Raw genomic sequence first — 20,001 nt, 5'->3', positions numbered from 1 at the left:
GGGTTACGCCGCCGCGTGGGTGGACGCCATGTAGGCCGCCACGGCCTCCTGATAGGGGCCGTCGAACGCGATGCGGCCATCCTTCATGAAGATGCCTCGCTGGGCGATCGCGTCCGATAGCGACAGCGCGTGCGTGGCGAGAACGACCAGGCCGGCGTTCTTGATGATGTTGGTCATCCGCGCGGTGGCCTTGTCGATGAAAGCCGCATCGCCGGCGCCCAGCACCTCGTCGATCAGCATGACATCGGCGTTGAAGCTGGTCGCGATCGAGAAGGCCAGGCGGATGCGCATGCCGGCCGAATAGGTCCGGATCGGCAGGTCGATGAATTCGCCCAGCTCGGCGAAGTCGACGATCTCGTCGACCAGCGCCTTGGCTTGTTTGGTGCTGGCGCCCATGTAGCGCGCGCGGATGACGATATTGTCGCGGCCGCTGGTGTCTTCCTCCATGCCACTGCTCATGTCGAGCAGGGTGCGGATGGTGCCGCGACGCTCGATGACGCCCGACGTCGGTTCGTAGATGCCGGCCATCAGCTTCAGCAGAGTGGACTTGCCCGCGCCGTTGCCGCCGATCAAGGCGATGCGGTCGCCGGCGCTGGCCGACATCGTCACCGAATTGAGCGCGCGCACCAGCAGACGGTTGTGGTCGGCGGAGCTGCGGCCCAGCTTGAGCGGCTTGATGATCTGCGACCGGAACTGTCGCGCGGCGACGCCATAGACCGGGAAGTTCAGGGTGACGCTGCGGAGGTTGAGGCTAGCCATGGGTCAGATCCAGAAAGGCAGACGTCGACGGGTGAGGACGAAGGTGCCCACACCGACGAGCAGGCACACCAGGGCGATCACCACCGCGGCGCTCCAGGCATGGGGCATGGTGTGCTCGTTGATCAACGGCGCCCGCAGCACGTCGAGCAGATAGGTGATGGGGTTCAGGGCCACGATCCCGCGGTTGCGGACCAGGGATTCGGGCCGCCAATAGACCGGCGACAACAGGGCGCCGATGCCCATGACCATGGTGATGAGGGGCATCAGATCGCGGAATCGCGGGGTCAGGCACGCCACCGCGAACACCAGGCCCGTCACCGCCGTCACGACGAGGAGGGCGCCGGGGATGATCAGCAGCATCGACCAGTCCGGACGAATCCCGACGAAAATGGCGACCAAGATGAACGCGAACAGGTGGTGGGCGCTGACGATCACGTTGCGGATGACCGTCGACATGATCATCAGGCCGTAGGGCATGGGCGCACCGGTCAGGTGTCCACGCGCCACGATCAGGGTCGTGCAGGCCTCGATCAGCGACTGGGACAGGAACGACCAGATGATGATGCCGGTCAGCACGAAGGGCAGCGCCTTGCGCAACTCGCCGCCAAACAGGCCGGTCATGACGAAGCTCAGCGCGCAGGCCGTCACGAGGATAGAGATACTGACCCAGAACGGGCCGATCAACGATCGCGAATAACGCAGCCGGATGTCCTGCCAGGCCAGGAAGAAGGCCAGCGGGAGACGGGCGATGCTTTCCCGCAGATCCCGAAAACTAGTATTGAGTGCGTTTTTCATCATCCGTCCGAGCGGCAAGCGACCGCGAGCTGAGCCCCCCGGAGGAAGCCGGGAAACCGGGCCAAATTTAGACTGTCGCCACCGAGCCGCTGATCTCGAGTTCGAAGCCACAGGGCGAGGCCAGGAACACGCGGTCGCCATCCTGCGACACCACAGACATCCGGCGCCCGGCGGGAGAAATGTAACCGATGATGCGGGCGGGGTTGCCCACCACGAGCGCGTGGTCGGGCACGTCCTTGGCCACGACCGAGCCGGCGCCGACCAGGGCCCAACGGCCGATCGTCACGCCGGGCGTCAGGATCGCCCCGCCGCCGATGGACGCGCCATAGCGGACGGTCACGCCGGAGACGACCCAGTCGCTGGCTGATTTGAACGAACCATCAGCATTGATCGCACGCGGAAAGCGGTCGTTCAGCAGTACGCAGTGAGGACCAAGCAGGACCCCGTCTTCAACGACCGCCCCCAGATATACGCTGACATTATTTTGAATCTTACAGTCAGATCCAACTTGTACGTCCATGTCGACAAATGCATTTTTGCCAACCCCAGTCCTGTCGCCGATCACGGCGCGCTCTCGGACTTGGGCGTTATTCCAAACCTTTACACCTTCACCCAGTTTCGCCAGCGGATGGACTTCGGCCGTCGGGTGGATCAGAACGGTCATTAATTTATCATCTAGTCCGCGATTTGGTGGCGACGGAATGGCCTAAAAAGCGTCTACGTGTCAAGCGAGCACACACAACCCACACCCGCTCTCGCTCAACGGAATCTGGAGCTTCGCATAATGCAACGCCGTGTTTTCAGTGTAGTCGGCGCACGCCCCCAATTTATCAAAGCCGCTCCAGTGGAACGCGCGTTTCAACAAAGCGCCGTATCGAATTCGTATCTCGTCCATACCGGTCAGCACTACGATACGAACATGTCCGACGTATTCTTCGACGAGCTGCGAATTCCCGCGCCGTCGTTCAAACTGAACATCTCGGGCGGCTCTCACGGCCAGATGACAGGCCGCATGTTGGAAGCTCTAGACCAGCTGTTCATCGCCGAGAAGCCAGACGGCGTGCTGGTCTATGGCGACACCAACTCCACGCTCGCGGCGGCCCTGGCCGCCAGCAAGCTTTCCATCCCCGTCTTCCACGTCGAAGCCGGTCTGCGGTCGTTCAACCGCGTGATGCCGGAAGAGATCAACCGGGTCCTCACCGATCATGTCAGCGACCTGCTCTTCTGCCCCACCGAAACGGCGGTGACGAACTTGCGGCGAGAAGGCTTGCTCAAGGGCGTGCACGCCATCGGCGACGTCATGCAGGACGCGACCCAGCAGGCGGCGGCCCGCGCCAACGAGGTCTCCACCATCGTGAAAGACCTGGGGCTCGAGGGCACGCCTTACGTGCTCTGCACCATCCATCGCGCCGAAAACACCAACGACCTGAGCCGGCTGCGGGAGCTGCTGGACTATGTCCGCGCCACAGCGGGAACGCGGCCTATCGTGTTTCCGGTGCACCCGCGGACGCGCAAGATCTGCGAGGAGGCCGGTATCGGCCTTGACGGCTTCATGCCGATCGATCCCGCAGGCTATCTGGACCTGCAGCGCCTGATCAACGGCTGCGAGCTGGTCTGTTGCGATTCCGGCGGGCTGCAAAAAGAAGCCTACTTCCACCGCCGCCCCTGCGTCACGCTGCGCGACGAGACCGAATGGGTCGAGACGATCGACGCAGGCTGGAATCGTCTCTGGCGGACACCCGAATACACCGCGCCGCGCCGCGAGATCGCCGACTACGGCGACGGCCACGCCGCCGACCGCATCGTCGAGCGGATCGACGACTGGTTCGCGAGCGCGGACCGATAGAGCCCGGGACGGAGCCTCCTGGTTCGGCTCGCGCCGAACTCAGGAGGCCATCGCCTCGACCGTCCGGCGGTGTTGGTGGGCCACATCGTGGAACTGCTGGTACCACAGCTCCAGAGACAGCATTCCCCACGCGGTCCGCGAGAACGAACCCATCTGGGTCATGTTCTTCAGCACGACGTCGCGGCGCATCCACGGCCGCGAGCCGGCCCGGGCGCTGTGGAACGTGTCGTGGACGAAGCTCTTCAGCTCACCGCCGAACCACTCCTTGAGAGGCACGGGGAAGCCCATCTTGTCGCGGCGGGTGAGCAGCGATGGAGGCAGGCGGTGGCCGAAGGCCTCGCGCAGGAGGTGCTTGGAGACCCCGCCTTTGAGCTTGATCCCCGGCGACAACGACGAGACAAACTCGACGACGGGACGGTCGAGGAACGGCACGCGGGACTCGATGCCGTGCGCCATGCCCATGCGGTCCTCGACCTGCAGCAGGGCCGGGAGCAGGAACCGCATGTCGAACCGCATCATCTTGTCGAAATAGGCTCGCTCGCCCACCCCGTCCGCGTTGAACTCGGCGGTGAAGCGCTGATGGACGTCGGCCATCGGGAGATCTTCGATCTCCACCTCGCCGGCCATGTCGACAGTGCGGTTGATCAGGCGGAAGTAGCGCTCGTCGAACGCCCCGAACAGGCCCGACGACCAGCTCGACTTGATCATCGGCTGGTATTCCCGCAGCGAGTCCAGCTGCGGGAGGATGGTTTCGAACCTGAGGTCGCGCGTGCCGGGATCGTCCTCGCCCTGGATGGCGGACCGCAGGCACTGCTCCAGATAGGCGACCATGTAGCGGCTGTAGCCGCCGAAGATCTCGTCGCCGCCCTGTCCGCCGAGGACGACTTTCACATGCTGGCCGGCCAGCTTGGAGACCATGTATTGCGGGAACGAACCTGGCCCGGCCACCGGCTGGTCCAGGTGGTAGATCACCTTGGGCATGGACTCGATGAAATCGGCCGCGGTGATGTCGATCTCGTGCAGCCGGCCCGAGGCTAGGCCGGCGGCTTCGCGCGCATAGCCGCTCTCGTCATAGCCCGGGAACTGCGTGAACTTGCCGTGGAAGAAGTCACGGTTTTCGTGGTGGCTGTCGGCGGCCATGATCGCGATCAGGCTGGAATCCACCCCGCCCGACAGATAGGCGCCGACCGGCACGTCGCTGCGCAGGTGCAGCGCCAGGGAGTCCTCGATCAGGGCCGACAGCCGATCGGTCGCCTCAGCCTGGCTGATGTCGATACAATTGTACTCGGGCCTCCAGTAGGCGCGGATCTTCACCTGACCCTTCTCGCAGACCAGCGTATGGCCGGCCGGCAGCTGGCGGATGCCCGCGAACAGGGTGCGGTCGCTGAGCGGGATCTGCAGCGCCACATATTCGGCGAACGCGTGCGGGTCAGTCTCGACGTCGGGTAGGAAGGGCAGCAGGGTCTTGGCTTCGGACGAGAACATCAGCGTCCGCCCGACCTGGGCGTAGTAGAGCGGCTTGATGCCGAACGGGTCGCGCGCGATGACCAGGCGCCGGGTCTCCGGCTGCCAGTGCGCGTAGGCGAACATTCCGCGGAAGCGCTCGACGGCCGCGTCGCCCAGCTGGCTGTGGGCGGCGAGGATGACCTCGGTGTCGGTGCCGCTCTTGAACGTCCAGCGCCCGGCGAACGTCTCGCGCAGCTCGTGGAAGTTATAGACCTCGCCATTGTGGACCAGGACCGAACCGTCCTCGCCCTTCATGGGCTGGGCGCCGCGCTCAGATAGATCGACGATCGCCAAGCGACGGTGCGCAAGGCCGACCGAGCCGTCCGGCGAAGTCCAGATGCTGTGACCGTCGGGGCCGCGGTGGGCCTGGATGTCGTTCATCATCTGCAGCCGTCGCGCGAGTTGAGGCACGCGTTCACCATCAAGGTGGATCATGCCCGCTATTCCGCACATACCGATCTCCGACGACGAGCTTGGATTGAGCTGGGTTCTTATATGGGTGAAGGCCGGTTTCCAACCATCAGTTCCCTAGACGCGGAACGTCAAGGCCCAGCTCCTGAAATGTCTTAATCTCGTTGCTTTACGTGCGGTTGTTGAAAAGGTATGCCCGACCCTCCAAACGGGAGGCGTTATTTTGGTCGGACGTATCGCGGTCGTCGGATGTGGTTACTGGGGCAAGAATCTCGTCCGTAATTTCTCGGAATTGGGCGCCCTGGCCGCGGTGATCGATCAGCAACCGGAAGTCGCCCAAGCCCTGGCCTCCACGTACGGCGTCCGCGCGCTCTCCCTGGAAGCGGGCCTGGCGGATTCGTCGATCGAAGGCGTCGCCGTGGCCGCGCCGGCCGAGCTGCATGCCGAGATCTGCATCGCCGCCTCGCGCGCTGGCAAGCACGTCTTCGTCGAAAAGCCGATCGCCCTGACCGTAGAGGACGCCGAGCGGATGAAGGCCGCCGCCGAGGCCGCCGGCAAGGCGCTGATGGTCGGCCACCTGCTGCGCTACCACCCCGCGTTCGAAACCCTGGCCGGCATGATCAAGGACGGCGCCATCGGTCGGGTGCTCTACGCCTACTCGGATCGCCTGAGCCTGGGCAAGTTCCGGGTCGAGGAAGACGTCTGCTGGAGCTTCGCGCCTCACGACCTGTCGATGCTGCTGACGATCATGGACGCCGACCCCGTCGAGATCTCGGCGACGGGCGTCTCGTCCGTCACTCCAGGCGTCGACGATATGAGCCGCATCGAAATGGCTTTCCCGGGCGGCGCCCGCGCTCACGTCTTCACCTCGTGGCTGCACCCGTTCAAACGCCACATGCTGACCGTGGTCGGCGAGACCGGCATGTTGGTCTTCGAGGACTCGGCCGCCGCGGACAAGCTTCGCCTGTATCGCCACGGAATCAAGAGGACGTCGGGCGCGCCGGAGCCCGTCAAGGGCGACGCCGAGGTCATCCCCTACCCCGCCGACGAACCCCTGAAGCGCGAATGCCAGCACTTCCTCGACGTCGTGACGGGTCGTGTGGCCGCACCGGAGACCTCCGCTGACGAGGGCATCCGCGTGCTCAAGGTTCTGGCCGCCGCCACGGCTAGCGCGGCCAACGCGCTCTAAGATCCTCACACTCTCAAAATCGGACTCAAATTGGAGCTTCCTTGATGGCCACCTCTCCCTCCACGCCGCTCGCGTTCATCGACCTTCTTGCTCAACGCCGCCGCCTGGGCGACCGCATTGACAAGGCCGTCATGGGGGCCGTCGACGCCGGCCAGTGGATCATGGGCCCGCAAGTTCGCGAATTCGAAAAGCGCCTCGCCGACTTCGGCCAAGCCAAGCTGGCGCTGTCCTGCGCCAATGGCACCGACGCGCTCGCCCTGCCGCTGATGGCCTGGAACGTGGGTCCGGGCGACGCCGTGTTCTGCCCCAGCTTCACCTTCGCCGCGACCGCCGAGGTCGTTCCGTGGGTGGGCGCGACGCCAGTGTTCGTGGATGTCCTGGCCGACACCTACAACATGGATCCCGCAGACCTAGAGGCCGCCATCGAGAAGGTGAAGGCCGAAGGACGCCTGACGCCGAAAGTCGTTATCGCCGTGGACCTGTTCGGCCAGCCCGCCGACTATCCGGCCATCGCGGCCATCGCCAAGAAGCACGGCCTGAAGCTGATCGCCGACTCCGCCCAAGGCTTCGGCTGCACCCTGAACGGCCAGCATCCGATCCACTGGGCCGACTGCACCACGACCAGCTTCTTCCCGGCCAAGCCGCTGGGCTGCTACGGCGACGGCGGCGCGGTGTTGTCCAACGACGCCGGCCTGGTCGAACTGATGGACTCCCTGCGCGTGCACGGCAAGGCGACCCAGAAGGACATCGAGGGTCGCTCGTTCACCCACGATCCCAAGTACCTGAACATGCGGGTCGGCATGAACAGCCGTCTCGACACGATCCAGGCCGCTATCCTGCTCGAAAAGCTCGACGTCTACGCCTGGGAGATCGAGCAGCGTAACGCGATCGCCAATCGCTACGCCGAACAGCTGGCCGGCGTCGTCAAGACCCCGATCGTCATCGCCGGCGGCGTTTCGAGCTGGGCGCAGTACACCATCGAGGTCGAGGACCGCGACGACTTGGCCCAGAAGCTGAAGGCGGTGGGCGTGCCGACCGCGGCCTACTATCCGATCCCGCTGCACCTGCAACCGGCCTACTCCGAGCACCCGCTCGCCCCGTCGGGCCTGCCGGTCACGGTGGACAAGGCTTCGCGCGTCATCAGCTTGCCGATGCACCCCGACCTGTCGCCGGAAGATCAGGCTTACATCACCCAGAGCGTTCGCAACGCGATCGGCCAAAACGCATGAAAATCGACCTGTTCTCCAAGCACGACACCGACGCGGCGTTCGAGGCCCTCGCGGTGGAGTGGGTGCGCCGCGCCGAGGCGCGCGACGTCACGGTCGGCGTCATGGGGCTGGGCTATGTCGGTCTGCCCCTGGCCCGCGCGTTCGTCGAGAGCGGCGTGCGCGTCATCGGTTATGACATCGACCAGCCGCGCGTCGGACTGCTGAACGCCGGCAAATCCTACTTCGCCCACATCGGCGACGAGGTGGTCTCCCAGATGCGCGCCAGCGGCCGCTTCGAGGCGACCTTCGAAGCGCAACGCCTGGCCGAGGCCGACGCGATCTTGCTCTGCGTCCCCACCCCGCTCGACAGTCACCGCGAGCCCGACCTGTCGTTCGTGCGCGACACGACCGAGGCCGTGGGCAAGGTTCTGCGTCGCGGGCAGCTGGTGGTTCTGGAATCCACCACCTATCCCGGCACCAGCTCGGAAGTGCTGATCCCGATCCTGGAGCGAGCTTCGGGCCTGAAGGTGGGACGTGACTTCGCCGTGGCCTACAGCCCCGAGCGAGAGGATCCCGGCAACCCGCACTTCAACACCAGCACCATCCCCAAGGTGGTGGGCGCCGACACCGACGCGGAGCGCGCCATCGGCGTCGCCCTGTATGGCCTGATCACCACGCCGGTGCCGGTCTCGAGCCTGCGCGCTGCCGAGGCGGTGAAGCTGACCGAGAACATCTATCGGCTCGTCAACATCGCCTTGGTCAACGAACTGAAGGGCGTCTACAACAACATGGGCATCGATGTCTGGGAAGTCATCGACGCCGCCAAGACCAAGCCGTTCGGCTTCCACGCCTTCTATCCGGGTCCGGGCCTGGGCGGTCACTGCATCCCGATCGACCCCTTCTACCTGACCTGGAAGGCGCGGGCGTTTGGCCTGTCGACGCGCTTCATCGAGCTGGCCGGCGACGTGACCAACCAGCTGCCGCGCAACGTAATCGAAGCCGTGGCTGACGGACTCAGCGATCGCCTGTCGAAGGCGATCAATGGCGCGAAGATCCTGGTGATGGGGCTGGCTTACAAGAAGAACATCGACGACATGCGTGAAAGCCCGTCGCTGATCCTCATCGATCTTCTGCAGTCCCGCGGCGCCAAGGTCTCGTACCATGACCCGTATCTGCCGGTGATCCCCGCCACCCGCGAACATCCTGAGCTGGCGGGCTGGGAGTCGACCCCGCTGACGGCGGAGAACCTGGCGCAATTCGACTGCGCGCTGATCTCCACCGACCACGACAACGTCGACTACGAACTGCTGCTCGAACAGTTGCCGCTGATCGTCGACACGCGCAACGCCACCGCGCGTTACGCCAAGACCCACGGCTGCAAGATCGTTCGGGCCTAAGCCTCCGGGCTATCGATCCGCGGCGAGGCGCGCGACCTCCGAGACGAAAGCCTCGGCGTTCGCGCGCCAGCTGTGAAGGCGGGTGAACGCCGCCGCCCCGACGCGCGCCTCGGCCAGATCGGCGTCGGTCAGGCTAGCCACCCGGGCGGCGATATCCGTCGCCCCCGCCCCCGACGGCACGAAGAAGGCCACGCCGTACGGCGACGCGAGTCGCTGGATCTCGGGCAGGTCCGTCGCCAGCATTGGAACGCCGGCCGCCGGATACTCCCAGAGCTTGTTTGGGCTGCAGTGGCGCTGATTGAGGTTCAGGTCCTCGTAGAGCAGCGCGCCCAGGGCCGCGCCCACGGTCCATTGAGGCAATTCGGCGAACGGCGCGGGCGCCACGAAGCGCACCCGATCGGCGTCTGCCCGCGCCCGCAAGCTGGGCTCCAGGCGCCCCGACCCCATCAGCACCAGGGCCCACCCCTCTGGAAGCCGGGCGCCGGCGTCGACCAGCGCTTCGAGCCCGCGCATCGGCGCCAGTCCGCCCTGGAAGAGCAGGATGCGGGTCGAGGCCGGCAAGCCGGCCGCGCGGTGGAGGCGGCCATCATAAGCCGGCGGCGTCTCCAGCTCGCCGGCGTTGTGGACGATGACCGCAGGTGGCAGGCCGGGACGTCGTTCCGCATAGAGCGCCGCGATGCCCGCATTGACCGTGACGAAGCCGTCGATCGCGCCCGCCGCCCGGGTCTCCACCTTTTGAACCCAGGCCTGCCGGCCGGAATCGGTGTGGTCTTCCTCCTCATGGAACTCGTGCGCGTCATAGAGCACGGCCCCGCCGCCCAGAGCCTTGAAGCGGACCACCGCCGGGAGGGTCTCCGGATCGGAGCAGACGACGACGTCAGGGCGCCAGGCGGCCAGGACGTCGGCCAGGGCCCGAACCTGGCCGCGATAGGCCAGCCAGCTGGAGGCGTCACCTATCGCATCGCGCGTCGCCCGGCCCGCCGCCAGACGGGCCCCGAACACTCCCGCGGCCAGCACGATCCCGCCCGTCATCGCCGTCCGCGTCCGCGCGGCCCGCCAGTCGGGTGTCGTGACGTCCGGCGCGGACCGGGCGTGGTCGATCATCGCGAAGCATCCGACTTCAGCGCCAGCGGCCCGCAGGGCGGCGCGCTGCTTGAGAAGGCGGCCGTCGCCGCGATCAAAGAGTTTCGCGACCAAGGCTATACGGCGGCCCGCCAGGATCTGGCGGGGTTCTCGGGCTTGCGGCATGGTTTCGTATACCCTAGGCCTCGCCGCGACGGACAGGCGATTTGTCCACGCTATCGCCCAACCGGGAGTCGGAGTCGAAGACCATGTGCGGCATCTGGGCCTCGATCGGCATTATTCGCGACGGCAGGATGCTGGCGCCGATCCAGCGTCGCGGACCGGACGGCGAAGGCTGGCGAGAAGGCCTCGACGGACAGGTTCCGGTCGTCCTGGGCTTCCGCCGGCTGGCGATCTACGATCTTTCGACGGCGTCCGACCAGCCCATGACGCGACGCGTGTCGGCCGACGATCCCGGCCTCCACATGGTGTTCAACGGCGCGATCTACAATTACCGCGCCTTGCGGACGGAGCTCCAGGCGTTGGGGCATGCCTTCCACACCGAGGGCGACAGCGAGGTCCTGCTGGCCGCCTGGGACCACTGGGGCCCGGGCGCCCTAGCCAGATTCGACGGCATGTTCGCCTTCGCGATCCACGACGCGCGCCGCCGCAAACTGATCGTGGCCCGCGATCGGTTCGGCGAGAAGCCCGTGCTGTGGGCCCGCGTCGGCCTGGGCCAGGACCGGGGCTTCGCCTTCGCGTCCGACGTCCGGCAGCTCCTGCCCTTCCTGCCCGACGGCCGGCGGCTCGACGCCGACGTCGCCGCCGATTTTCTGAACGTCGGCTCGGTTGACACCGGCGACGACACCTTTTTCGCGGATATCAAGCGCGTTCCCGCCGGCTGCTGGGGCGAGTTCGATCTCGACCCCGCCCGCCCGCCGACGCGCGAAGCGTTCACATCGTGGACCCAGCTGACGGCGCCGCCGGCACGGGGAGACGACCTTGCCGAGCAGCTGCGTTCGGCCCTGGACGATGCGGTCGCGCTGCGACTGCAAGCCGATGTTCCGGTCGGCAGCTGCCTGTCTGGCGGCCTGGACTCAACCCTGCTGGTGAGCCTGGCCCAGAACACCCTGGAGGCGCGAGGCTCGCGCGGTATCCACACGATCAGCGCCGTCTATGATGACGACGACGCCCTGTCCGAGCGCCCCTATCTCGAGGCCGCCCTCGCCGGCGACCGCCATCCCGCGCGTCTGATCACGCCGACTGCGGACCAGATGCTGGACCATTTGGACGACGTCATCGAAGCCCAGGGCGAACCGTTCGGCCACAGCTCGATCTGCCTGCAATGGTTCGTGTTCCGCAGCGCGCGGGAAGAAGGCCTAAAGGTCATGCTGGACGGCCAGGGCGCCGATGAGCTGTTCGGCGGCTATGACCATATGATCGGCTACCACCTGGCGGATCGCCTCGCCGCCCTCGACCTCGGCGGCGCGCTGAGGTCCAGCCGGGCCCATGCCGGCGACGGCGGCGTGTTCTCGACCTCCACCCTGGCGAAGTCGGCGCTGATCAGGCTGCTGCCCGAAACCGGCCTGCGCAAGATGGCCCGCCTAAGGGGACGGTATCCGCCCCAGGATTGGCCGGTCCGCGGCCGCGAGCCGGACGCCGCGCCCCACCGCCCGGGCTGCAATCGCTACGACGCCATGACACGGGACATGCTGGCCCGGGCGTCGCTGCCCGCCCTGCTGCGCTTCGAAGACCGCAACGCCATGGCGCACGGCGTCGAAAGCCGCTTGCCCTACCTGGCGCCGCGCGTGGTGGATCTGGCCCTGGGCATGACGGCCGAAACCAAGATGCGCGACGGCTGGACGAAGGACGTCCTGCGCCGCGCGGCGACCGGCCTGATCCCGGACAAGATCGCGCGCCGCCGTCGCAAGCTGGGTTTCGTGACCCCGCAGGACCAGTGGATGGCCGACCGCTGGCGGCCCTGGGCCCTGGAACGCCTGGCCGAGGCGCGCAAGAGCGATATCTTCGACCCCGCGGCCCTGGACGCGATCACGGCCCGGGTCGGCCTGTCCGGAGACGCCAACGCCGCGGCGTTCCGCATCGCGGTTTTCCTTCGTTGGGCCGCGATCTTCGAGATCAGCCTCTGACCACGGCGCGCATCATCGCCAGCAGGCGCCGCGCGGCGTCCTCCGGGGTGTCCGCGACAGGACCGTCGCGCTCGCCAGGCCGCCGCTTGGCCAGGCTCGACAAACGATCGGCGGCGTCGCCCGGATCGTAGCCGCCGATCGCGCGCCAAGGTCCTTCGCCGACCGCGATGATCGGCGCGCCGACCGCGCGGTATTCGTAGACCTTGCCCGGTATGGCCGTCGCGTCGGGCGCGGCGGTGACCAGAAAGCCGTCCGCGGCCGCCTGCATCGCGCGCGTCTCGTCATAGGGGCGCGGTCCGTGCAGGCGCACGGCGTCTCCCGCCCCGGTCGCCCGCAGCGCGGCCCTCTCTTCCGGGGTCAGCCGGCCAACGAAATGGAATACCAGGTCCGAACGTCGGCGCACGGTGGCGGCGATCGCGGCGCACAGCGGCTCGATCCCGCAAGCCGGATCCGAAAGCGACACGCTGCCGGTATAGAGGACGTGGACTCCTCCGGGTCCCAGGTCGACCGGCGGAGGCGGCGGCGCCGCGAACTGGGCCAGCACCTCGATCGGGCGACCAGGCGCCAGACGTCGCGCCTCCCGTGCGACCACCGCGTCCACGCCGATAATCAGGTCCGCCCGGACTAACAACCGCCGCGCGATGACGCCTTCCACCATCCGGCGCCACGGATGGGACAGCTCAGCGCGGAACGGACGGGCCAGCCACTCGTCGCGCAGGTCGGCGACCCAGCGGGCCTGGTGGCGGCGGCGCAGGGCTGGGCCGGCGCAATGGATCGATTCCGGCGGGCTGGTGGTAAGGATCCAGTCGGGGCGGAACCCCTCCAGCGACCCCGCGGCCCGAACCGCTCGCCGCACCCAGCGGATCTCGGCGTCAGGCCACAGCAGCCATGATCGCGCCAGGTCGCGGAGCCGCGCCGACAGGGTCGGGGGCGGCGCGGGGACCGGAGGGGCGTCGGCTTGCTCGAGGGGCGGCGCGTGAAGCAGGGGCGCGACGACGCCCTTCACGCCAGGCGGCAGGCCCGGCGCGACGACGCGGACCTCGGCGCCTAGCGCCTCCAGGGCGAGGGCCAGCAGATAGGGACGTCGCGCGCCGCCCGACACGAGCGGCGGAAAGTGGCGAGCGATCAGGAGGACGTTCAAGCCCTCACCGGGTCGGTCGACCTCAGCCACCGACGCGTTGGAGCTGCCCGTCGACGACCTCGTACTTCTCGCCTGTCCGGGGACAGGTCAGATCGGCGCGCAGCACTTCGCCGGCATGGCTGACCCAACCGATGCGGCGGGCGGGAACCCCGGCCATCAGGGAGAACGGCTTGACGTCCTTGGTCACCACCGCGCCGGCGGCGATGAAGGCGTACTCGCCCAGTTCCGAGCCACAGACGATGGTGGCGTTGGCGCCGATCGTCACGCCCTTGCGAACCCGGGTGGGCGCGAACTCACCCCGCCGGTTCACGCCCGAGCGCGGGGTCACCACGTTGGTGAACACGCAGGACGGCCCGCAGAACACATTGTCCTCCAGCTCGACACCCTCGTAGAGGCTGACATTGTTCTGGACGCGACAGTTGTCGCCGATCGTGACGTTGGGTCCGACCATGACGTTCTGGCCGAAGGAACAGTTTTTGCCGATCCGGGACCCGCTCAGGATATGCGAGAAATGCCAGATCGACGTGCCTTCCCCCAATTCCACGTTGTCGTCGACATACGAGGACGGATGGACGTTGACCGACATATTTCAATCCATGGCAAGCTTCGGGGCTGGTTCGACCTAATCCCTCCCGTCGCCCTTGGCAACATGCCCCCGCGCTTGCGCGTTCCCTTGCGGGTCGAGGCGCAATAGGGCAGAGAGGCGCTCTTTTTCCGATCCGACAAAAGACGGCCATGAGCTCTTCGCAACTCCCCTCCGAGCCGCGTGACGCGGCTCTGGTCATGGCCGATGCGATCCGCGTCCTGGCGATGGACGCGGTCGAGGCCGCCAACTCCGGCCACGCCGGCATGCCCATGGGCATGGCCGACGTCGCGACCGTGCTCTGGACGAAGTTCCTGAAGTTCGACGCGGCCAAGCCCGACTGGGCCGATCGCGATCGCTTCGTGCTCTCGGCCGGCCACGGCTCGATGCTGCTTTACGCCTTGCTGCACCTGGTCGGCGTCAAGGAAGTGACGATCGAGCAGCTGAAGCGGTTCCGCCAGCTGGGCTCGCTGACACCCGGCCACCCCGAATACGGCCACACCCCCGGCGTGGAGACCACGACCGGCCCGCTCGGCCAGGGCCTGGCCACCGCCGTGGGCATGGCCATGGCCGAACGCTCCATGGCCGCTCGGTTCGAAGGCCTGGTCGATCACCGGACCTGGGTGATCGCCGGCGACGGCTGCCTGATGGAAGGCGTAAGCCACGAGGCCATCAGCCTGGCGGCCCGCCTGCGCCTGTCGCGACTGACCGTGCTGTGGGACGACAACGACGTCACGATCGACGGCAAGGTCAGCCTGTCGGAGAGCGGCGACCAGATCGCCCGGTTCAAGGCCGCCGGCTGGGCGACCAAGGCCATCGACGGCCACGACCACGGCCAGATTCGCCGGGCCCTGGCCTGGGCGACCAAGCAGGACCGTCCGACCCTGATCGCCTGCAAGACCCAGATCGGCCGTGGCGCGGGCGCGATGGAAGGCCACTACAAGGCGCACGGCGTGCTCGGCGCCGAGCACACCGCCGCGGCGCGCCAGACGCTTGGCTGGTCCCACGCGCCGTTCGAACTGCCCGAGACGGTGGCCAAGGCTTGGCGGGCGGCGGGCAAGCGCGGCGCGCGGGTGCGCAAGGCCTGGGAGCGCGAGGTCGCCGCCTCCCCGAAGTCGGCGGAGTTCCGGCGCGCCGTGACCGGCCAGCTGCCGGCCGACGCCTTCGAGGGCCTGGACGCCCTGATCGCCAAGCGCGTCACCGAAGCGCCCAGCAACGCGACTCGGGTCTTCTCGGGCGAGGCGCTGGCGGCTCTGGTCCCGGCCATTCCGGAGATGATCGGCGGGTCGGCCGACCTGACCGGCTCGGTCAACACCCTGGTGTCGGGCATGGGCACGTTCGACCAGCCCGACTATGCCGGACGCCACGTCAATTACGGCGTCCGCGAGCACGCGATGGCGGCGGCGATGAACGGCATGGCGCTGCACGGCGGCGTCATCCCCTACGCCGGCACCTTCCTGGCCTTCGCCGACTATTCGCGGCCAGCGATCCGCCTGGGCGCCCTGATGGGAGTTCGCGTCGTCCATGTGATGACCCACGACTCCATCGGCGTGGGCGAGGACGGCCCGACGCACCAACCCGTCGAACAGGTCGCCAGCCTCCGGGCGATGCCCAATCTCAACGTCTTCCGGCCGGCCGACGCCGTGGAAGTCGCCGAATGCTGGGCGCTGGCGCTGAAGAACCCCAAGGCCCCGTCCGTGATGGTGCTGTCCCGCCAGAAGACCAACGCGGTTCGGCGGCAGGCTTCAGACGGCAATCTCAGCGCCCGCGGCGCCTACGAGCTGCGCGCGGCGTCCCGCGAAGCCCAGGTCACGCTCTTCGCCACGGGGACCGAGGTCGCCGTCGCCGTCGCGGCGTACGACCAACTGGAGGCCGAAGGCGTCGCCACCCGCGTCGTCTCCATGCCCTGCTGGTCGCTTTTCGAAGCCCAGGACCAGGCCTATCGCTCGACCGTGGTCGGGACCGCTGGCGTCCGCATCGCCGTCGAGGCGGGGGTTCGCCAAGGCTGGGATCGCTATATCGGCGCCGACGGCGGCTTCGTCGGCATGACGGGCTACGGCGCCAGCGCGCCGGCCGCCGAACTGTTCGAGACCTTCGGCATCACGGCCAAGCACGTCGTCGAACTGGCCAGGACGAAACTGGCCGAGACGCACCGCACATGAGCCGAACGCTCGACATCGACAGCATCCGCGCCGCCGCCGCCCGCCTCGCGGGCCAGATCGAGCGCACGCCGTGCCGCTATTCCCGGACGCTGTCCAAGATCACCGGCGCGGAAGTCTGGGTGAAGTTCGAGAACCTGCAGTTCACCGCGGCGTACAAGGAGCGCGGCGCGCTCAACAAGCTGATGCTGCTGTCCAATTCCGAGAAGGCCCGGGGGGTCATCGCCGCCAGCGCCGGCAATCACGCCCAGGGCCTGGCCTATCACGGCGCCCGCCTCGGCGTGCCGGTGACCATCGTCATGCCCAAGACGACCCCGTTCATCAAGGTGCAGCACACCCGCGACTTCGGGGCGACCGTGGTCATCGAGGGCGAGACCTATGACGACGCGTCCACCCACGCCCGCAAGCTGCAGGTCGAGCAGGACCTGACCTTCGTCCATCCGTTCGACGACTACGACATCATGGCCGGCCAGGGCACGATCGCCCTGGAGATGCTGGAGGACGCGCCCGACCTCGAGGTCCTGCCGGTGCCGATTGGCGGCGGCGGCCTGATCAGCGGCGTGGCCACGGCGGCCAAGGCCGTCAAGCCCGACATCCGCATCATCGGCTGCGAGCCGGCCATGTACCCGTCCTTCACCGCCAAGATGCGCGGCGTCGCCGCCCACTGCGGCGGCCAGACCATCGCCGAGGGCGTGGCGGTCAAGCAGGTCGGCGAGCTGACCTACGGCGTCGCCCGGCCGCTGATCGACGACGTGCTGCTGCTGGAAGAGCCGCACATCGAGCAGGCCGTGGCCCTCTACTGCAACGTCGAAAAGACGATCGCGGAAGGCGCCGGCGCGGCCTCCCTGGCCGCCCTGCTGGCCTATCCCGAGCGTTTCCGCGGCAAGAAGTGCGGCCTGATCCTGTGCGGCGGCAATATCGACACCCGCCTGCTGGCCTCGGTCCTGACCCGCGAGCTGGTGCGCGCCCAGCGCCTGGTGTCCCTGCGCATCGTCGGCGACGACCGCCCAGGCCTGCTGTCGACCGTGGCCAATGTCATCGGCACGATGGGCGCAAACATCATCGAGGTAAACCACAACCGCCTGGCCCTGGACGTGCCCGCCAAGGGCGCGGAGTTCGATATCACCATCGAGACCCGCGACGCCCAGCACACCCAGGAGGTCATGGACGCCCTGCGCGAGAAGGGCTACCCGCCGCGGACGGTTTAACATCCTTCTCCCCTTGCGGGAGAAGGTGGCGCGAAGCGCCGGATGAGGGATCTCTCAAACAGAAAAGCCGCGACCGGCCCTTCGGCCTGTCGCGGCTTTTTGCGTTCTTCAACTCCTCACCAGACCTCCTTCGGAGGCCACCCTCTCCCGCAAGGGGAGAGGGAGCGGCGCGAACTACAGCAGCCCCTTGATCATTTCCCGCGCCGCGTCGGCCAGGTCGGGGCGCTTCAGGGCCAGGGCGACATTGGCCCGCAGCAGGCCGATCTTGTCGCCGCAGTCATAGGTCTCGCCCTCGTATTCCAGGGCGTGGAAGTCCTGGGTCTTCAGCAGCGAGAGCATCGAGTCGGTCAGCTGGATCTCGCCGCCCGCGCCCTTGCCCTGCTTTTCCAGCAGGTCGAAGATCTCCGGCTGCAGGATGTAGCGGCCCGAAATGAACAGGTTCGAGGGCTCGGTCCCCTTCGGCGGCTTTTCGACCATGCCGGTCATGCGGTTGAGGCGCCCGTCCCGGCCGTCCAGCGCCACGATGCCGTACTGGTGGGCCATGCCCTCGGGGGCCGGCTCGACCACGACGATGTTGCCGCCCTTCTGGTCGTAGGCCTCGATGGCCTGGGCCAGGGCCGGGGTGCCGGCCGACATCACCATGTCCGGCAGCATCACCGCGAACGGCTCGTCGCCGACGATGTCGCGGGCGCACCAGACCGCGTGGCCCAGGCCCAGCGGGGCCATCTGGCGCACGAAGCTCATCTCGCCGGGCCGGGGCAGTTCGCCCAGCAGCTCTTCCAGGATCTCGGTCTTGCCCTTGGCGGCCAGCGCGGCCTCCAGCTCGACCTGGTGGTCGAAATAGTCCTCGATCGCGCCCTTGTTGCGCCCCGTCACGAAGACGAAGTGCTCGATGCCCGCCGCGCGGCCTTCCTCGACGATGTAGGACAGGATCGGCCTGTCCACGACGTTGAGCAGCTCCTTCGGGGTGGTCTTGGTGCCGGGCAGGACCCGGGTGCCGAAGCCCGCGACGGGAAGGACGGCTTTGCGGACGGGTTTCATGAGGGCCTCGTGAAGGGTCGCTGGGAGGATCACTGGGTGGGGACGGTTTCTAGGGCGCGCCGCGATCCCGCGCCACCACTGTTCTGTGACTGTCCGTCTCAAACCGGGGCCAAACTTGGGAGCGCCCAAAATCGGCGCGCGGGCGAACGCGAATTGGTCTAGCACGGACGAATATCCGTCGGAGCCCGTCGTCTCATGGTTCGCCCCCTCAGCTTCGCCCTCGCCCCCAAGCTTCTCCTTGCCGCCGTCCTCGGCGCGGCCCTGGCCCTGTCGGCCTGCGGTCCCAGCAAGAAGCAGCAGGAAAGCCTGGCCGCCGCGCAAGTGTTCATGGCCCAGAACGCCAAGCAGCCCGGCGTCGTCACCCTGGCCGACGGCCTGCAGTACAAGGTCGTGCGCTCGGGTCCGCCGGGCGGCGCCAAGCCCAACCCGACCGACGAGGTCAAGGTCAATTACGAGGGCAAGCTGGTCGACGGCACGGTGTTCGACAGCTCCTACGCGCGCGGCGTGCCCGCCTCGTTCCCGTTGCAGGGCCTGGTGCCGGCCTGGAGGGAAGCCCTGGTCATGATGCGCCCCGGCGACGAATGGACCCTCTATGTCCCGCCGGAACTGGGCTACGGCGCCCAGGACAAGGGCCCGATCCCCGGCAACAGCGTGATGATCTTCCGGATCGAGCTGATCGACGTGCTGCCCTCGGAGATCCAGGCGCCCAAGCAACGCGCGCCGGCCTAGGGCTGATCGACATTCGGTCTCGAAAGCGAAAACCTCGTCCTTCGACAGGCTCAGGATGAGGTTTTCTACCGCCGCGACCTGCAAAATGGTCCTCATCCTGAGCTTGTCGAAGGACGAGGACCACGCACCGGGCTTGAACGTCGCTCGCCTCACACCTTCGGCACGGCCATGCCGCGCCGCACGGCGGCCCGCTCGCCCACTCGCTCCAGCCAGGCCCGCGCGGCCGGTAGAGGGGGACGGTCGGGCTGGATCTGCTCCAGGATCTCCAGCGCGGCCTGGGTCCAGGCGAAACTGGCGATGTCGGCGATCGAATACTCCCTGCCGGCCAGGTAGGGGACCTTTTCCAGCCGCCCCTCCATCACCCCCAGCAACCGCCGCACCTCGTCGGCGAAGCGGTCGATGGCCAGCTCGACCAGCTCGGGCGCCCGCAGCGCGAAATAGCCCAGCTGGCCGGCCATCGGCCCCAGGCCGCCGACCTGCCAGAAGGTCCATTCCAGCGCCGCCACCCGGTCCGGACCCGAAGGGGCCAGGAGCTTGCCGGTCTTCTCGGCCAAATAGATCAGGATCGCCCCGCTCTCGAACACCGATTGAGGACCCTCCGGCGCGTCGTGGTCCACGATGGCCGGGATCTTGTTGTTGGGCGAGATGGTCAGGAAGTCGGGCGCGAACTGCTGGTTCTGCCCGATGTCAATCGGATGGACGCGGTACTCCAGCCCCAGTTCCTCCAGGGCGATCGGGATCTTGCGGCCGTTGGGCGTGGTCCAGGTGTAGAGGTCGATCATGGCGCGCGTCTCCGCTCATCTTCGAAGCATAGAACGCG

At 67.4% G+C, this 20,001-nt stretch carries 17 protein-coding genes; 8 read left to right on the top strand and 9 right to left on the bottom strand.

The window, feature by feature from the left end:
- Positions 1-3: 3 nt before the first annotated feature.
- The 3 genes from ASD38_RS01530 to ASD38_RS24975 are packed head-to-tail and all read right to left on the bottom strand — an operon-like array spanning position 4 to position 2,218.
- Entirely contained in the window at positions 4-759 is a 756-nt protein-coding gene (locus ASD38_RS01530) for an ABC transporter ATP-binding protein (protein WP_056443455.1), read from the bottom strand.
- A 3-nt stretch (positions 760-762) separates the two neighbouring features.
- A complete protein-coding gene (locus tag ASD38_RS01525; RefSeq protein WP_162252115.1) occupies positions 763-1,572 on the bottom strand; it encodes an ABC transporter permease in 810 nt (269 codons plus the stop codon).
- 49 nt (positions 1,573-1,621) lie between these two features.
- Positions 1,622-2,218: an acyltransferase gene (locus tag ASD38_RS24975; protein ID WP_056443448.1), complete on the bottom strand. Its 597-nt coding sequence runs from the start codon at positions 2,216-2,218 to the stop codon at positions 1,622-1,624.
- 120 nt (positions 2,219-2,338) lie between these two features.
- On the opposite strand from ASD38_RS24975, the gene wecB reads away from it, so the two are divergent.
- Entirely contained in the window at positions 2,339-3,400 is a 1,062-nt protein-coding gene (gene wecB / locus ASD38_RS01515; RefSeq protein ID WP_056456987.1) for a non-hydrolyzing UDP-N-acetylglucosamine 2-epimerase, read from the top strand.
- A 39-nt stretch (positions 3,401-3,439) separates the two neighbouring features.
- On the opposite strand, the gene asnB (ASD38_RS01510) is transcribed toward wecB, so the two are convergent.
- Positions 3,440-5,359 (bottom strand): asparagine synthase (glutamine-hydrolyzing), encoded by a 1,920-nt coding sequence (gene asnB, locus ASD38_RS01510; protein WP_082554808.1) that lies wholly within the window; start codon positions 5,357-5,359, stop codon positions 3,440-3,442.
- 181 nt (positions 5,360-5,540) lie between these two features.
- Between asnB (ASD38_RS01510) and ASD38_RS01505 the strand changes: the two genes are divergently transcribed.
- Genes ASD38_RS01505 through ASD38_RS01495 form a run of 3 tightly spaced genes read left to right on the top strand, consistent with a single transcriptional unit; the run spans position 5,541 to position 9,111 of the window.
- A complete protein-coding gene (locus tag ASD38_RS01505) occupies positions 5,541-6,506 on the top strand; it encodes a Gfo/Idh/MocA family protein (protein WP_162250244.1) in 966 nt (321 codons plus the stop codon).
- Positions 6,507-6,550: 44 nt separating this feature from the next.
- Positions 6,551-7,735 carry a DegT/DnrJ/EryC1/StrS family aminotransferase gene (locus ASD38_RS01500; RefSeq protein ID WP_056456984.1) on the top strand — a complete coding sequence of 395 codons (1,185 nt, stop codon included), beginning with the start codon at positions 6,551-6,553 and terminating at the stop codon, positions 7,733-7,735.
- Positions 7,732-9,111, top strand: a complete 1,380-nt coding sequence (locus ASD38_RS01495; RefSeq protein ID WP_082554806.1) for a nucleotide sugar dehydrogenase — start codon at positions 7,732-7,734, stop codon at positions 9,109-9,111. Before ASD38_RS01500 ends, ASD38_RS01495 begins: the two co-directional genes overlap by 4 nt.
- 9 nt (positions 9,112-9,120) lie before the next feature.
- Here the strand turns inward: ASD38_RS01495 and ASD38_RS01490 are convergent, their stop codons facing one another.
- Complete coding sequence (locus ASD38_RS01490; protein ID WP_082560639.1) at positions 9,121-10,359, bottom strand: glycosyltransferase; 1,239 nt, start codon at positions 10,357-10,359, stop codon at positions 9,121-9,123.
- 83 nt (positions 10,360-10,442) lie between these two features.
- Between ASD38_RS01490 and asnB (ASD38_RS01485) the strand changes: the two genes are divergently transcribed.
- Positions 10,443-12,320 (top strand): asparagine synthase (glutamine-hydrolyzing), encoded by a 1,878-nt coding sequence (gene asnB / locus ASD38_RS01485; RefSeq protein ID WP_056443435.1) that lies wholly within the window; start codon positions 10,443-10,445, stop codon positions 12,318-12,320.
- Here asnB (ASD38_RS01485) and ASD38_RS01480 read toward each other — a convergent pair.
- Both ASD38_RS01480 and ASD38_RS01475 read right to left on the bottom strand, forming a co-directional pair.
- The gene (locus tag ASD38_RS01480; protein ID WP_056443432.1) at positions 12,310-13,461 is read right to left on the bottom strand and encodes a glycosyltransferase; all 1,152 of its coding nucleotides are present in this window, start codon (positions 13,459-13,461) and stop codon (positions 12,310-12,312) included. The two genes, asnB (ASD38_RS01485) and ASD38_RS01480, sit on opposite strands and share 11 nt — an antisense overlap.
- 22 nt (positions 13,462-13,483) lie before the next feature.
- Positions 13,484-14,047, bottom strand: coding sequence for an acyltransferase (locus tag ASD38_RS01475; protein WP_056443429.1), 564 nt, complete (start codon positions 14,045-14,047; stop codon positions 13,484-13,486).
- A 197-nt stretch (positions 14,048-14,244) separates the two neighbouring features.
- On the opposite strand from ASD38_RS01475, the gene tkt reads away from it, so the two are divergent.
- Together tkt and ASD38_RS01465 are read left to right on the top strand one after the other, a co-directional pair.
- The gene (gene tkt / locus ASD38_RS01470) at positions 14,245-16,206 is read left to right on the top strand and encodes a transketolase (protein WP_056456977.1); all 1,962 of its coding nucleotides are present in this window, start codon (positions 14,245-14,247) and stop codon (positions 16,204-16,206) included.
- The gene (locus ASD38_RS01465) at positions 16,203-17,411 is read left to right on the top strand and encodes a threonine ammonia-lyase (protein WP_056443418.1); all 1,209 of its coding nucleotides are present in this window, start codon (positions 16,203-16,205) and stop codon (positions 17,409-17,411) included. Before tkt ends, ASD38_RS01465 begins: the two co-directional genes overlap by 4 nt.
- A gap of 174 nt (positions 17,412-17,585) precedes the next feature.
- On the opposite strand, the gene ASD38_RS01460 is transcribed toward ASD38_RS01465, so the two are convergent.
- Positions 17,586-18,452 carry a UTP--glucose-1-phosphate uridylyltransferase gene (locus ASD38_RS01460; protein ID WP_056443415.1) on the bottom strand — a complete coding sequence of 289 codons (867 nt, stop codon included), beginning with the start codon at positions 18,450-18,452 and terminating at the stop codon, positions 17,586-17,588.
- A 195-nt stretch (positions 18,453-18,647) separates the two neighbouring features.
- Here ASD38_RS01460 and ASD38_RS01455 point away from each other — a divergent pair, with 195 nt between their 5' ends.
- The gene (locus ASD38_RS01455) at positions 18,648-19,181 is read left to right on the top strand and encodes an FKBP-type peptidyl-prolyl cis-trans isomerase (protein WP_056443412.1); all 534 of its coding nucleotides are present in this window, start codon (positions 18,648-18,650) and stop codon (positions 19,179-19,181) included.
- A 149-nt stretch (positions 19,182-19,330) separates the two neighbouring features.
- Here the strand turns inward: ASD38_RS01455 and ASD38_RS01450 are convergent, their stop codons facing one another.
- Entirely contained in the window at positions 19,331-19,963 is a 633-nt protein-coding gene (locus ASD38_RS01450; protein ID WP_056456974.1) for a glutathione S-transferase N-terminal domain-containing protein, read from the bottom strand.
- Between the last annotated feature and the right edge of the window lie 38 nt (positions 19,964-20,001).

Source organism: Caulobacter sp. Root487D2Y, assembly GCF_001427165.1.
Lineage (GTDB): Bacteria > Pseudomonadota > Alphaproteobacteria > Caulobacterales > Caulobacteraceae > Caulobacter.
Note: the sequence above shows the minus strand (reverse complement) of the source record. Positions and strands in the feature narration are given on the sequence as shown.

Bases quoted from the DNA above. Each gene is read 5' to 3' on its own strand.
- ASD38_RS24975 (WP_056443448.1), bottom strand. From the start codon at position 2,218: ATGACCGTTCTGATCCACCCGACGGCCGAAGTCCATCCGCTGGCGAAA.
- ASD38_RS01495 (WP_082554806.1), top strand. From the start codon at position 7,732: ATGAAAATCGACCTGTTCTCCAAGCACGACACCGACGCGGCGTTCGAG.
- asnB (WP_082554808.1), bottom strand. From the start codon at position 5,359: ATGTGCGGAATAGCGGGCATGATCCACCTTGATGGTGAACGCGTGCCT.
- ASD38_RS01460 (WP_056443415.1), bottom strand. From the start codon at position 18,452: ATGAAACCCGTCCGCAAAGCCGTCCTTCCCGTCGCGGGCTTCGGCACC.
- tkt (WP_056456977.1), top strand. From the start codon at position 14,245: ATGGCCGATGCGATCCGCGTCCTGGCGATGGACGCGGTCGAGGCCGCC.
- ASD38_RS01455 (WP_056443412.1), top strand. From the start codon at position 18,648: ATGGTTCGCCCCCTCAGCTTCGCCCTCGCCCCCAAGCTTCTCCTTGCC.
- ASD38_RS01465 (WP_056443418.1), top strand. From the start codon at position 16,203: ATGAGCCGAACGCTCGACATCGACAGCATCCGCGCCGCCGCCGCCCGC.
- ASD38_RS01475 (WP_056443429.1), bottom strand. From the start codon at position 14,047: ATGTCGGTCAACGTCCATCCGTCCTCGTATGTCGACGACAACGTGGAA.
- ASD38_RS01530 (WP_056443455.1), bottom strand. From the start codon at position 759: ATGGCTAGCCTCAACCTCCGCAGCGTCACCCTGAACTTCCCGGTCTAT.
- asnB (WP_056443435.1), top strand. From the start codon at position 10,443: ATGTGCGGCATCTGGGCCTCGATCGGCATTATTCGCGACGGCAGGATG.
- wecB (WP_056456987.1), top strand. From the start codon at position 2,339: ATGCAACGCCGTGTTTTCAGTGTAGTCGGCGCACGCCCCCAATTTATC.
- ASD38_RS01450 (WP_056456974.1), bottom strand. From the start codon at position 19,963: ATGATCGACCTCTACACCTGGACCACGCCCAACGGCCGCAAGATCCCG.
- ASD38_RS01490 (WP_082560639.1), bottom strand. From the start codon at position 10,359: ATGCCGCAAGCCCGAGAACCCCGCCAGATCCTGGCGGGCCGCCGTATA.
- ASD38_RS01500 (WP_056456984.1), top strand. From the start codon at position 6,551: ATGGCCACCTCTCCCTCCACGCCGCTCGCGTTCATCGACCTTCTTGCT.